The 13593-nt window shown below is 65.5% G+C and carries 12 protein-coding genes and 3 tRNA genes; 9 read left to right on the forward strand and 6 right to left on the reverse strand.

What is annotated here, in order from left to right; genetic code table 11:
- Positions 1-192: 192 nt before the first annotated feature.
- From LWW96_RS12620 to LWW96_RS12630, 3 genes are all read right to left on the reverse strand, one after another.
- Positions 193-510: a pyrimidine/purine nucleoside phosphorylase gene (locus LWW96_RS12620; RefSeq protein WP_015014470.1), complete on the reverse strand. Its 318-nt coding sequence runs from the start codon at positions 508-510 to the stop codon at positions 193-195.
- A 165-nt stretch (positions 511-675) separates the two neighbouring features.
- Positions 676-1323 (reverse strand): glycine zipper 2TM domain-containing protein, encoded by a 648-nt coding sequence (locus tag LWW96_RS12625; protein WP_291487512.1) that lies wholly within the window; start codon positions 1321-1323, stop codon positions 676-678.
- A 135-nt stretch (positions 1324-1458) separates the two neighbouring features.
- A complete protein-coding gene (locus LWW96_RS12630; RefSeq protein ID WP_291487514.1) occupies positions 1459-1851 on the reverse strand; it encodes an ArsC family reductase in 393 nt (130 codons plus the stop codon).
- Positions 1852-1899: 48 nt separating this feature from the next.
- Here LWW96_RS12630 and folC point away from each other — a divergent pair, with 48 nt between their 5' ends.
- The 9 genes from folC (at position 1900) to LWW96_RS12675 (ending at position 11211) form a co-directional block, all read left to right on the forward strand.
- The gene (gene folC, locus LWW96_RS12635) at positions 1900-3225 is read left to right on the forward strand and encodes a bifunctional tetrahydrofolate synthase/dihydrofolate synthase (protein WP_291487516.1); all 1326 of its coding nucleotides are present in this window, start codon (positions 1900-1902) and stop codon (positions 3223-3225) included.
- A 33-nt stretch (positions 3226-3258) separates the two neighbouring features.
- Complete coding sequence (locus tag LWW96_RS12640) at positions 3259-4176, forward strand: SPOR domain-containing protein (protein ID WP_291487518.1); 918 nt, start codon at positions 3259-3261, stop codon at positions 4174-4176.
- A 30-nt stretch (positions 4177-4206) separates the two neighbouring features.
- Positions 4207-4695, forward strand: coding sequence for a CvpA family protein (locus LWW96_RS12645; protein ID WP_291487521.1), 489 nt, complete (start codon positions 4207-4209; stop codon positions 4693-4695).
- A gap of 78 nt (positions 4696-4773) precedes the next feature.
- A complete protein-coding gene (purF, locus tag LWW96_RS12650; protein ID WP_291487522.1) occupies positions 4774-6279 on the forward strand; it encodes an amidophosphoribosyltransferase in 1506 nt (501 codons plus the stop codon).
- A 100-nt stretch (positions 6280-6379) separates the two neighbouring features.
- The gene (gltX, locus tag LWW96_RS12655; RefSeq protein ID WP_291487524.1) at positions 6380-7798 is read left to right on the forward strand and encodes a glutamate--tRNA ligase; all 1419 of its coding nucleotides are present in this window, start codon (positions 6380-6382) and stop codon (positions 7796-7798) included.
- A gap of 64 nt (positions 7799-7862) precedes the next feature.
- Positions 7863-7938, forward strand: a tRNA-Ala gene (locus LWW96_RS12660).
- A gap of 35 nt (positions 7939-7973) precedes the next feature.
- Positions 7974-8049 (forward strand) — tRNA-Glu (locus tag LWW96_RS12665).
- 50 nt (positions 8050-8099) lie between these two features.
- Positions 8100-8176: transfer RNA gene (locus LWW96_RS12670), tRNA-Asp, on the forward strand.
- A 137-nt stretch (positions 8177-8313) separates the two neighbouring features.
- Complete coding sequence (locus LWW96_RS12675) at positions 8314-11211, forward strand: EAL domain-containing protein (RefSeq protein ID WP_291487526.1); 2898 nt, start codon at positions 8314-8316, stop codon at positions 11209-11211.
- A 113-nt stretch (positions 11212-11324) separates the two neighbouring features.
- Here LWW96_RS12675 and LWW96_RS12680 read toward each other — a convergent pair whose 3' ends face one another.
- The 3 genes from LWW96_RS12680 to LWW96_RS12690 form a co-directional block, all read right to left on the reverse strand.
- Positions 11325-12083 (reverse strand): 3-hydroxyacyl-CoA dehydrogenase, encoded by a 759-nt coding sequence (locus LWW96_RS12680; RefSeq protein ID WP_291487528.1) that lies wholly within the window; start codon positions 12081-12083, stop codon positions 11325-11327.
- Between the two features lie 137 nt (positions 12084-12220).
- Positions 12221-13273 (reverse strand): extracellular solute-binding protein, encoded by a 1053-nt coding sequence (locus LWW96_RS12685; RefSeq protein WP_291487529.1) that lies wholly within the window; start codon positions 13271-13273, stop codon positions 12221-12223.
- Positions 13274-13468: 195 nt separating this feature from the next.
- The coding region (locus tag LWW96_RS12690) for a transposase (RefSeq protein ID WP_291486411.1) at positions 13469-13593 on the reverse strand (125 nt) is incomplete at its 5' end.

The following is a 13593-nucleotide window of genomic DNA, read 5'->3' on the forward strand; positions in this document are numbered from 1 at the left end:
GCGCCCTTGTTCTTCATCCAGCGCAGCGCGGCGCTGGTGTCCAGGCCGCCAGAGAAGGCGATGCCGACCTTCTGGCCGAGGGGGAGGTTCTGGAGGATGGTTGCCATGGAGTTTTCTTCAAAAATGATAGCTGCCAGCGCATTGTGGACTAGCGCCAGAGGCCAAAATCAATCAAATTTCAGCCCGAACATCTCAGCCGAAATGGCAGATGTAGTGATAGGCCTCAGTCACGCGGATGTCGAACTTGGAGTTGCCGGGTACGCTGAACTTTTCGCCTGCGGACGATTTCACCCACGCATCGGTACCCGCCAGCTTGTATTCGCACGAGCCTGCCACGCATTCCATGATTTCAGGAGCGCCGGTGTTGAACGTGAGCGTTGCGGGCAGCACCACGCCCACCGATTTCTTCGTGCCGTCCGGGAAGGTGATGCCGTGGCTCACGCACTTGCCGTCAAAGTACACATTGGCCTGGGTGGTGACGGACACGCCGTCAATTTTTTCGGTGGTCATGGGTGCGCTGGATAGGTAGAGGAAAAACCCGGGATTTTAGGGGCAAGGGGGTCTTGCCGGACTGCACGTGGGCGGGGTCTTGCGGGCCAAACCGGCGCGCGGCAGCGCCAAAGCACAAAAAAAGGAGCCCGAGGGCTCCTTTTTGGTGGGGCGGCGCGCAATCGCTCAGCGCCAGTACGGGTTGTGGTGGGGCGGGTAGTACGGGCGCCGGTCGTAGCCGTACTCGATCACCGACACCGGGGGCGTGACGTACGTGGGCTGCTGGTACACCGGCTGCGCCGGGTAGGGGGAGGTCACCACGCCGGGCTGGCTGTACACGCCGGAAGGGGCGTAGGGGCTGGTGGAGTAGGCCGGCTCCGTTGCCTGCACACTCACGGGGATCCAGCGGCCCGGATCGGTTTGCGTGCGGGTGGTGTACTGGCGCCCGGCGTATTCATACACCACGTCGTAGCCCACCGTGCGGTTCTCGTAGTAGGTCTGGGTGGTGCAGCGCTGCACGTTCTGGTACTCGGGCTGGCCTCCCTCGATCTGGTTGCCCAGCACGGCACCGCCAATCACCCCCAGGGCCGTGGCCGCGGCCCGGCCGCTGCCCTTGCCGATGGCGTTGCCCGCAGCACCGCCGGCAATCGCGCCCATCACGGCACCTGCGCCCGAGGTGCGGTTGCCGGAGTACACCGTCTCGTTGCCGCACACCTGCTGGGGAACGGCCACCTGCTGCACGACGGGCGTGGCGGACAGCACGCGCCCTTGCTCCTGGGCGCTGGCCGCGGCGGCCACGGCCACCAGGGCAGAAAAAATCACGATCTTCTTCATGGAGAGACTCCTTTCGGTCGGTACATAACGCACCAGACTGCAAAAAAGTTTAGACCGGCCGGGTGAATGGGGGGAGCGGAGGCCGTAAAGCTGCGTAAAGATTTGTGCAATATCTCCGCGCTTTGCCGCCAAAATTCACGCGCCCGGCCGGGCTGGACCCGCCCAGGCAAGCCATTGGTCCGGCACGTAGCCCACGGAAACGTGCGTCTGCCCCGCCTGCGCCCAGACGACCACGGGGCGCTTGATGACGCTCGGCTGCGCCTGCAGGAGCGCGCTGGCGCTCTGGGCGTCCTGCACGGCGGCCTGGGTGGCTGCGTCCAGCTTGCGCCAGGTGGTGCCCTGGCGGTTGACCAGCTTCTCCCAGCCCACGGCGGCCATCCAGCCGGGCAGCAGTTCGGCGGGCACGCCCTGCTTCTTGAAGTCGTGAAAGCTGAAGTCCAGCCCCTGCGCGGCGAACCAGGTGCGGGCTTTCTTGACGGTATCGCAGTTGGGAATGCCGTAGAGGGTGATGTGGCGTGAGGTTGTCATGCCGCGCATCATGCGCGAAGCGCGGCCTCGGTGACAATCCAGGGCTGTATGCACACCAAAATCCACACCCTGGAAGGCTGGCTTCGCCACTGCGAACAGCTGCACCCCCGCAACATCGAGATGGGGCTGGACCGCGTCCGCGAAGTGGCCCGCCGGATGGCCCTGCGGTTTGACTGCCCGGTGATCACCGTGGCTGGCACCAACGGCAAGGGATCCACCTGCGCCATGCTGGAAGCCGTGGCCCTGCAGGCGGGCTACCGCACGGGCGTGTACACCTCGCCCCACCTGGTGCATTTCGAAGAACGCTGCCGTGTGCATGGCGAGAGTGTGGCGGCGGCGGACCTGGTCCCCCACTTCGAGGCCGTGGAAGCCGCGAGGTCGCTCCAGGGCGACGAAGTGTCCCTGACCTATTTCGAGTTCACCACGCTGGCCATCCTGCGGCTGATGAGCCATGCCCGGCTGGACCTGGCGGTCCTGGAGGTGGGGCTGGGGGGCCGCCTGGACGCCACCAACGTCATCGACGCCGACTGCGCCATCATCACCAGCATCGACATCGACCACACCGAATTCCTGGGGCCGGACCGCGAGAGCATCGGCCGGGAGAAGGCCGGGATCATGCGCACCGGCCGTCCCGTGATCGTGAGCGACCCCATGGCGCCCGAAAGCGTGGTCGACCATGCCCGAGAAATCGGGGCCGACCTCTGGCGTTTTGGCAAGGATTTCAACTTCGCTGGCGACAAGCAGCAGTGGAGCTGGGCAGGGCGGGGGCGCCGCTACGCGGGGCTGGCCTATCCGTCCCTGCGCGGGGCCAACCAGCTGATCAACGCGTCCGGCGTGCTGGCGGCGCTGGAAGCGCTGCGCGACCGGGTTCCCGTCACCGCCCAGGCGGTGCGCAACGGGCTGGCGCTGGTGGAGCTGCCCGGGCGCTTTCAGATCGTGCCCGGCCAGCCCACGCTGGTGCTGGACGTGGCGCACAACCCCCATTCCGTAGCCGCGCTCACGGCCAACCTGGACGCCATGGGGTACTTTCCCACCACCCATGCGGTGTTCGGGGCCATGGCAGACAAGGACCTGGGCCCGATGCTCGCCAAGGTGGGGCCGCTGGTGGACCGCTGGTATTTCACCAACCTGCCGACCCCGCGGGCCGAGACCGCCGCTGTTCTGCAGCAGAAATGGAATGCGGTGCAGATGGTCGCGGGCGGGCGGCGGGACGTGCGTTCCTCGCTGCACGCCGACCCCCTGGAGGCCCTGCAGGCCGCCGTGGCTGCCGCAGACCCGGCTGATAGAATCGTGGTCTTTGGCTCGTTTTACACAGTCGGCGGTGTGCTGGTGCACGGAACACCCCGCCTGCAGGCCAAACATCTGGGCCATTAGGCAGGTTCTGAGGCCCGAACGAGTCGTTACTCCATGGCATTTTTCAAGTTTCGGTGGCCCGGTCAGAGTGAGCAACCCCAGGCCGAAAAGCCTGCCAAACGCCCCCGCTCGCCGCAGGGCGAGAGCATTGAGGTGATGCGCCGGCGTGCGCGCCATCGCCTGATTGGCGCGGCCGTGCTGGTGCTGCTGGGGGTGATCGGCTTCCCGATGCTGTTTGACACGCAGCCGCGGCCGGTGCCCGTCGATATCCCCATCGAGATTCCCGACCGCAACAAGGTGGCCCCGCTCGTCGTGCCCGCCCCGGTGGCAGAAGCGCCCGCGTCGGCCAAGCCGGCAACTCCTGAGCCGTCCCAGGTTGGCGCGACAGCGCCGCGCAGCACCAGTGCCGTTGCCGCAAACGGGCTGTCCGATGGCGAGGAACTGGTGCCCAGCCAACGCCCAGCAGCGTCGCGGCCTGCGGCCCAGGCACCGTCCAGGCCGGAAGCAAAGCCCGAGGCCAAGCCCGAGCCAAAACCAGAACGCAAACCTGAGTCGAAGCCCGAGCACAAGCCCGAATCGAAGCCCGAGGCCAAGCCGGAACACAAGCCTGAGACCAAGCCAGAAACCAAGCCGGCTCCCGCCGAGCCCAAGCCCGCGCCCCGCACGGATGAAGCAGCGCGCGCCCGCGCCCTGCTGGAGGGCCGTTCCACCGAACCCGCGGCTGCCAGCGCGCAGGGCGAGGAGGGCCGCTTCATCGTGCAGGTCGGGGCGTTTGCCGATGCCGACAAGGCGCGCGAGGCCCGCACCAAGGTCGAGCGAGCGGGGTTGAAGACTTATACCCAGGTGGCGGATACCAAGGATGGCAAGCGCACGCGGGTGCGCGTGGGGCCCTTCAACAACCGGGCGGAGGCGGACAAGGCCGCCGCGCGGATCAAGGGGCTGGGCCTTTCCGCTTCCGTGCTGACGCTGTGACGCGCGCCGCGTGAAGGGCTTCGCGCAGTGATGACCGCCCTGGACTGGATTTTTGCCGGCCTGCTGCTGGCGTCCATGCTCATCGGGGCATGGCGCGGACTGGTCTTTGAAGTGTTGTCCCTGCTCGGGTGGGTGGTGTCGTTTTTTGTGGCGCAGTGGTTTGCCGACGACATGGCGGCCGTGCTGCCGATGGGGAATTCGGCCGAGGCGCTTCGCTACGCGGCGGGTTTCACCCTGGTGTTTGTGGGCGCAGTGTTTGCCTGCGGCTTCCTGACGTGGTTGGCCAAGAAGATGGTCGAGGCCATCGGCCTGCGGCCCGCAGACAGGGCTCTGGGCGCCGCCTTCGGACTGCTGCGGGGCGTCGTGCTGCTGCTGGCGGTGGCCGTGGTGGCCGGTCTCACGCCGCTGCACGAGGCCGACTGGTGGCAGGAGTCGCAAAGCGCGCCGGTACTGGCCGGGGTGCTGCGAGGCTTGAAACCGGCGTTGCCGGACGAATTTGGAAGGCATCTGCCTTCCTGAAAGTGAAGTGGCCGTGGCCAGAAGCCGCAGCCATCGGGTTGCCGCGGGGCTGTTCCCGCAAACGGATGGAAATCAACTATGTGTGGAATCGTCGGCGTCGTCAGCACAGCGCCCGTCAATCAGCTGATCTATGACGCATTGCTGCTTCTGCAGCACCGCGGCCAGGACGCAGCGGGCATCGTGACCCAGCAAGGGCGCAAGTTTTTCATGCACAAGGCCAAGGGCATGGTGCGCGACGTGTTCCGTACGCGCAACATGCGGGCCCTGCCCGGCAACGTGGGGCTGGGGCAGGTGCGGTATCCCACCGCCGGCAATGCCTACAGCGAGGAGGAGGCCCAGCCCTTCTATGTGAATGCGCCTTTCGGCATCGTGCTGGTGCACAACGGCAACCTGACCAATGCCCGCGAACTGCGCACGGAGCTCTTCCAGACGGACCACCGCCACACCAATACCGAGAGCGATTCCGAGGTGCTGCTCAACGTGCTCGCGCACGAGCTGGAGCGCGCTACCCGGGGCGTGCCGCTGCAGGTGGAGGACGTGTTCGCCGCCGTGCGCGCCGTGCACAAGCGCATCAAGGGCTCCTACGCCGTGATCGCCCTCATCGCCGGCCATGGCCTGCTGGCCTTCCGCGACCCGCACGGCATTCGCCCGCTGGCGCTGGGCCGGGGCCAGGACGGCACTGTCATGGTCGGCAGTGAGTCCGTGGCCCTGGAAGGGACCTCCCATGTATTCGAGCGCAATGTGGACCCCGGCGAGGCCGTCTTCATCACGCTGGACGGCAAGGTCCATTCGGCCCAGTGCGCCGAGAAGCCGCAGCTCAACCCGTGCATTTTCGAGTTCGTCTACCTTGCGCGCCCGGACTCTGTGCTGGACGGCATTTCCGTGTACCAGGCGCGCCTGAACCTGGGCGAGGCGCTGGCCAAGCGCGTGATCTCCACCGTGCCGCCCAACGAGATCGACGTGATCATCCCCATCCCCGAGTCCAGCCGGCCGAGCGCGACGCAGCTGGCGCACCTGCTGGGTATCCCGTACCGCGAGGGTTTCGTCAAGAACCGCTACGTGGGCCGCACCTTCATCATGCCGGGGCAGGGCGTGCGCAAGAAGTCCGTGCGCCAGAAGCTGAATGTGATCGGCAGCGAATTCAAGGGCCGCAACGTACTGCTGGTGGACGACTCCATCGTGCGCGGCACCACCAGCCGCGAGATCGTGCAGATGGCCCGCGACGCCGGCGCCCGCAAGGTCTACCTGGCCAGCGCGGCGCCCCCGGTGCGCTACCCCAACGTCTACGGCATCGACATGCCCACCAGCAGCGAGCTGGTGGCGCACGGCCGGACCGTGGAAGAAGTGCGCCAGGCCATCGGCTGCGACGCGCTGATCTACCAGGATGTGGACGGCATGAAGAAGGCGGTGGGCGCACTCAACAGCGCCATTACCGGCTTTGATGCGTCTTGCTTCGACGGCATTTACGTGACCGGCGACATCACCGCCGAAGGGATTGCGAGCATGAACGAAGGGCGCGTGGGAACGGAGGAGGGCGAGGAAGACACCTCCCGCCTGGCCTTGCCGAACGCGCAAGAGGCATAACGTTTTTCCTTGGCGAAACCGCGGCTTGCCTTGTGCGCAGAGCCCGCGGCCCGACGGACCCCTGACATTGGCCCCCGCCCGGGGCCGGACCTGCTTGATGATGACTGACACCACTGCTTCTTCCGCCCGCGTGCGCACCCGTTTTGCCCCGTCGCCCACCGGCTTCATCCACCTGGGCAACATTCGTTCGGCCCTCTACCCCTGGGCCTACGCCCGGGCCACGGGAGGCGACTTCATCCTGCGCATCGAGGACACCGACCTCGAGCGCTCCAGCCAGGCCGCAGTGGATGTGATCCTGGAGGGCATGAAGTGGCTGGAACTGGACCACGACGAAGGCCCGTTCTACCAAATGCAGCGCATGGACCGCTACAAGGAGGTGCTGTCCCAGCTGCAGGAAAAAGGCCATGTCTACCCCTGCTACATGAGCGTGGAAGAGCTGGATGCCCTGCGCGAGCGCCAGATGGCCAACAAGGAAAAGCCGCGCTACGACGGCACGTGGCGCCCCGAGCCCGGCAAGGTGCTGCCGCCCGTTCCCGAGGGCGTGAAGCCCGTGCTGCGCTTCAAGACGCCCCAGGGCGGCGTTGTGGGCTGGGATGACAAGTGCAAGGGCCGCATCGAATTTCAGAACAGCGAGCTGGACGACCTGGTGATCGCGCGCCCCGACGGTACGCCGACCTACAACTTCTGCGTCTGCGTGGACGACATGGACATGCGCATCACCCATGTGATCCGCGGCGACGACCATGTGAACAACACGCCGCGCCAGATTCACATCTTCGAGGCGCTGGGTGCCCAGGTGCCCGTGTTCGCCCACCTGCCCACGGTGCTCAACGAGCAGGGCGAGAAGATGAGCAAGCGCAACGGCGCCAAGCCCGTCACGCAGTACCGCGACGAAGGGTACCTGCCCGACGCCATGGTCAACTACCTGGCCCGCCTGGGCTGGAGCCATGGGGACGATGAAATCTTCAGCCGGGAGCAGTTCCTGCAGTGGTTCAACCTCGATCACCTGGGCCGCAGTGCGGCGCAGTTTGACGAAGCAAAACTGCGGTGGGTGAATGCGCAGCACCTCAAGGCCATGGCCGATGACGCGCTCGCCGCACTGGTGGCGCCGCAATTGCTGCAACGGGGCGTGGCGCAAGAGGCGTTGGCCGACGGTCGGCTGGTGAAGATCTGCGCCTTGTTCAAGGACCGCTGCGACACCACGGTTGTGCTGGCCGATTGGGCCCATGTGTTCTACGGTGACGTGACGCCCGTGGAAGCCGAGCGTGCCCAGCATGTCACGGATGCCGTGGCGCCTGCCCTCGACGCCCTGGCGGATGCCCTGGCCGCCTGCGCATGGGACAAGGCATCCATCAGTGCTGCCTTCAAGCAGGTGCTGGCCCAGCACGGACTGAAGATGCCGCAATTGGCCATGCCGGCGCGCGTTCTTACCGTGGGCACGGCGCACACGCCCTCGGTGGACGCGGTGCTCGAATTGGTCGGACGCGAAAAAGTTGTAGCGCGTTTGCGAAACCGCTAAAAATCTGTCTATAATTCAAGGCTCAGATGATGACAACAAATACAAAGTGTTTGTTGATTCAAGTGGGGGTATAGCTCAGCTGGGAGAGCGCTTGCATGGCATGCAAGAGGTCAGCAGTTCGATCCTGCTTACCTCCACCAATCTGATTATTGAGAACGGTTAGTTCCCAGGTTTTGACCCTATCGTCTAGAGGCCTAGGACATCACCCTTTCACGGTGAGTACCGGGGTTCGAATCCCCGTAGGGTCGCCAAGTTTGTAGCGCTTGGCTTGCATGAAGTGCAAGCAAAAAGCTGCCTGCCAGGAGTGGTAGTTCAGTTGGTTAGAATACCGGCCTGTCACGCCGGGGGTCGCGGGTTCGAGTCCCGTCCACTCCGCCAGTTCCAAAACCGCTGCAGTCAACAGGCTGCAGCGGTTTTTTTATTTGCCGCTGTCATCTGCAGCGTGGGTGGCGGGTGTGCAAGAATATGTAACAATTTGCGCCTCGATCGGGGAAAATAACAACGATACCGCCGCCATGATTCCGCGCCACTGGCTTTTCCATCCCCAGCACATCGCCGGATTCAAGGCGGTGATGCCGGTGTTGTGGGGCCTGACGGGGGCCATGCTTGCGGCCTGGCTCTATTTCTCGACGGCAGACCTGGGGCGGGTCCAGCACTATCTGATGCTCCACCAGGGGCTGGAGATGCTGTCCATCGTCGTGTCCGCGCTGGTGGCCGCCGTGGGGTGGAAGGCCCACAGCATCAATCCGCAGCGCAACGTCTTCATCGTCGCGTGCGGGTTCCTTGGCGTGGCCTTGCTCGACTACTCGCACATGCTGTCGTATGCGGGCATGCCCGACTACGTCACGCCCAATTCCGTCGCCAAAGCCATCGATTTCTGGCTGCCCGCACGCTATATGGGGGCGCTGAGTCTGCTGTGGGCGCTGTCGATTCCCTGGCGGGCACCGGGCGAGCCGGGCGCGGCGGGCGGCGGGCGGTTCGGCGTCCTGGCGCTGGTGGTGCTCTTGGTCGCCGCCGTGCATGCGGTGATTTTCTGGTTCCCCGACTGGTATCCGCCAACCTATGACGCGCAGGGCCTCACGCCCTTCAAGGTGGCTGCGGAGTATGGCGTGATCGCCCTCCACGCTGTTTCCATGGCCGTGCTGCTGCGGCGCGCACGCATGCGGGCGTCCTTCGATGTGCCGCGGCTCTTCGCGGCCGTGTGGGTGATGGCGCTGAGCGAATTTTTCTTCACGCTCTATGTCACCGCGACAGATCCTTTCAACCTGCTCGGGCACGTCTACAAGGTGGTGGGCTACTACTACCTGTACCGCGCGATCTTCGTGGGCACCATCGAGGCGCCGTACAACGCGCTGCAGCAGTCGGACAAGGCGCTGCGCGCCGTGCTCGACGCCGTGCCCGACCTGATGTTCGAGATGACGCGGACGGGCCGGTACGTGCGGATTCACACCCGGCAGCCCGAACTGCTGCTGGTACCGCCGGAACGCGTGCTGGGCCGGTCGTTGCATGAGGTGATGCCGCCGGACGTGGCGGCTGTGGCGCAGGCGGCCATCGATGCCGCCGCCGAGCACGGTATCGCCCGCAACTTCCAGTACGCGCTGGATCTGCCCGACGGCAAGCACTGGTTCGAGCTTTCCGTGGCCCGCCAAGCCATGGAAGAGGGCACCGAGGCGCATTTTGTGGTGCTGGCCCGCGACATCACCGAGCGTGTGGAGGCCCTGGACACCCTGCGCAAGCTACGGCATGCCGTGGAGCAGGCGCCCAACTCCATCGTCATCACCAGCGCGGACGGGGGGATCGAGTACGTGAACCCGTCGTTCTCGGTCACCACGGGTTACGGCGCCGAGGAGGTCATGGGGCGCAACCCCCGCTTGCTCAGCGCGGGCACGACGCCCGAGTCGGTGTACCGGGACCTGTGGGCCCACCTGTCCAGCGGACGGCCGTGGCGGGGGGAGTTCGTCAACCGCCGCAAGGACGGCCGCGAGTACCATGAATCGGCCATCATCTCCCCGCTGCACGATGAGCATGGGCGCATCACGCACTATCTGGCGGTGCAGGAGGACGTGACCGAGCGCAAGCGGGACGAGGAGCGCATCCGCAAGCTGGTCAATTTTGACGCGCTCACCGGGCTGCCGAACCGGACCATGTTCGCTTCGCGGTTCAGCCAGGCCTTGGCACTGTCCCAGCGCAGCGGCCAGCACCTGGCCTTGCTGTACCTGGACCTGGACCACTTCAAGAACGTCAACGAATCGCTGGGGCACCAGGTGGGCGACGAGCTGCTGGTAGAGATCGCGCGGCGCCTGCAGCATGTGCTGCGCGACGAAGACACCGTGTCCCGTCCCGGTGGGGACGAGTTCATCATCGTGCTGCCGCTGACCGATGCGCAGCATGCCGCCCACGTGGCCGAGAAACTGCAGGCCGAGGTCCGGCAGGTCTGCCGGCTCGGCCGTCACGAACTGGTGGTCACGTCGTCCGTGGGGATTGCCCTGTACCCGGAGGACGGCCGCGAGTTCGAGACGCTGGCGCAGCGGGCCGACGCGGCCATGTTCCGCGCGAAGGAAACGGGCCGCGACACCTACCGCTTTTTCTCGGCCGACATGCAGGCCCACTCCCTGCGCGTCTTGCAGATCGAGAATGCCTTGCGCAGTGCGGTCGTGCAAAACCAGCTGGCGCTGCACTACCAGCCGCAGGTGCGGCTCAAGGACGGAAAACTGACCGGCGTGGAGGCACTGCTGCGCTGGAACCATCCCGAGCTGGGGGCGGTGAGCCCCGCGGAGTTCGTGCCGGTGGCCGAAAGCAGCGGGCAGATCCTGGGCATTGGCGAATGGGTGCTGCGAACCGCACTGGCCCAGGCGCGCACCTGGTTGCAGGCCGGGCGTGCGGACTTCACGGTGGCGGTGAACCTGTCGATGGCGCAGTTCCGTCATCCGGGGCTCGTGGACATGGTGCGGGAAGCCCTGCAGGAGAGCGGCGTTCCCGCACAAGTGCTGGAGCTGGAGCTGACCGAAAGCATCGCGATGGACGCTCCCGAGAAGGTCATCGCCATCGTGCAGCAACTGTTCGACCTGGGCGTTCAGCTGTCCATCGACGACTTCGGCACGGGCTACTCCTCGTTCAGCTATATCCAGCGGCTGCGGGTGCACAAGCTCAAGATCGACCAGTCGTTTGTGCGCCACCTGGGCCAGGACGCCAGCGCCCAGCACATCGTGCGCGCCATCATCGGCCTGGCGCAAAGCCTGGAGCTGGAGGCCATTGCCGAGGGCGTGGAAACCGCGGTGCAGTGCGAGACACTGCGGGCGCTGGGCTGCCAGACGGGGCAGGGCTACTACTTCAGCCGGCCCGTTCCGGCGCAAGAGCTCGCCCCCTGGATGGCCGCAGATTTCGTGTGCCCGGCCGGGCGCGAGTCCCTGTAAAAAGCAAGAGGCGCCGGGGGCGTCTCAGGGAAATGGCCGCTAGCGCCCGCCCCTATTGCGCAAACAGCTATCAAAAAAGGAGCAAGCCGCGCCAGCTGCGCGGCCCCTATGGCTCAGCGCGGCGCCAGCCGGATCGCGCCGTCCAGGCGAATCACCTCGCCGTTGAGCATGTCGTTTTCAAAGATGTGCCGCACCAGCTTGGCATAGTCCTGGGGCGTGCCCAGCCGGCTGGGGAAGGGCACGCCAGCGGCCAGGGCGTCCTGCACCTCTTGCGGCATGCCAAACAGCATGGGCGTGCCGAAGATGCCGGGGGCGATCGTCATGTTGCGGATGCCATTGCGGGCCAGGTCGCGGGCGATGGGCAGCGTCATGCCCACCACACCGCCTTTGGATGCCGAATACGCCGCCTGGCCGATTTGCCCGTCGTAGGCCGCCACGCTGGCGGTGGAGATCAGCACGCCGCGCTCACCCGTCGCTTCCGGTTCGTTCTTGCTCATGGCTTCGGCCGCCAGGCGGATCATGTTGAAGCTGCCGATCAGGTTCACCGTGATGGTCTTGCTGAACAGGGCCAGCGCGTGGGCGCCGTTCTTGCCCACGGTTTTTTCGGCAGGGGCGATGCCGGCGCAGTTCACCAGGCCCATCAGCTTGCCCATCGAGACGGCCTTGGCCACCACGGCCTGGCCGTCGGCCTCGTTGCTCACATCGCATTTCACAAAGGCGCCGCCGATGTCCCGCGCGACTGCTTCGCCCTTTTCCTGCTGCATGTCGGCAATCACCACCTGGCCTCCCTGGGACGCCAGCATGCGGGCGGTTCCTTCGCCCAGGCCCGACGCGCCGCCGGTCACGATGAATACCTTGCCTTTGATTTCCATGGGTTGTCTCCGTAAGTGACGTTAACGTAAACGTCAATTATGGCCCACCCTCGCCGCAAAAGTCCCCGGGGCGGCGCGCGCAATGAAAAAGCCCGGGGGTACCGGGCTCTCGGGAGGGGGAGATGCGGGCCAGCGGTTTACTGGAAGCCCACGCGGTCCAGCATCTGCTGCACCTTGGTGGTGTTGGCGCCCACCGCGCTGATGGGAATCGTCTCGCTCTTGAAGGGCTGGCCGTTCGTCATGGCCTTGAGGGCCGGGTTGTCCAGCGTCACGCCCTTGGCGGCCGGCCATTCATTGTTGCCGTTGGCAAAATAGTTCTGGGCCTCGGGGCTGGCGAGGTACTCCAGGAACTTGATGGCGTTGACCTGGTTCTTGGAATGCCGGGCCACGGCGCCCCCGGCAATGTTCAGGTGCGTACCCCAGGACTCCTGGTTCGGGAACACCACGCCCACCTTGTTGACCACGGCCACGTCCTCGGGCTTGTTGGACCGCATCATGCGCGCCAGGTAGTAGCTGTTGGTGACGGCGATGTCGCATTCGCCCGCCGCCACAGCCTTGATCTGGTCGGTGTCGCCGCCCTTGGGAGGCCGCGCGAGGTTGGCCACCACGCCCTTGAGCCAGGCCTCGGCTTTCTGTTCGCCCAGGTGTTCGGTCACGGCGCCAAAAAGACTCAGGTTGTACGGGTGAGAGCCGGACCGGATGCACAGCTTGCCCTTGTTCTTGGGATCGCCCAGTTCCTCGTAGGTGTCCACGTCCGACTTCTGCACCTTGACCTTGTTGTAGACGATCAGGCGGGCGCGGGTGGACAGGCCAAACCACGAGATGCCGCCGTCGGCTGCCGGCTGGCTGCGCAAGTTGGCGGGGATCGCGTCGTTGAGCACCTTGGAATGGATGGGCTGGAACAAGCCATCGACTTCGCCCTTGTACAGGCGGGCGGCGTCCACCAGCAGGATCACGTCCGCCGGCGAGGCGGCCCCTTCGGCCTTCAGGCGGGCCAGGATACCGGCGTCGTCGGCGTCCACGCGGTTGATCTTGATGCCCGTGGCCTTGGTGAAGCCGCTGTACAGCGCCTCGTCGGTGGAGTAGTGGCGGGCCGAGTAGAGGTTCACCACCTGTTCCTGGGCTTGGACTGCGCCTGCGGCGGCAGCCAGGGCGCAGGCACTCAGCAAGGCTTTCACGGTCATCGACATGGAGACTTCTTTCAAGGTTGTAACTCGGCCAATGATAAAGCAAACGCGAATTATTCTTAATAAAAATCCAGGGCGACGCCGGGAATTTCCCCGCGGGCCATGACTCAGCGCAAGGGCTGCGGCGCCGGGCAGGCGAGGGCGCCGGTAACCGCGGAGAGATCCGTGCCGTGAGCGCGTGGCCAAAAAAAAGGTTCTTCACGCATTCCCGGGGAACGCGGCCTTGATCTTGAGGAAGAAGTACTCGCAGTCACGGTAGCCATAAGCCATGCGCTTGATGACCTTGATGCGGTTGTTGATCCCCTCGAGCTGTCCGGTGTGCA

Source organism: Acidovorax sp., from assembly GCF_021287135.1.
Classification (GTDB): domain Bacteria; phylum Pseudomonadota; class Gammaproteobacteria; order Burkholderiales; family Burkholderiaceae_C; genus Acidovorax.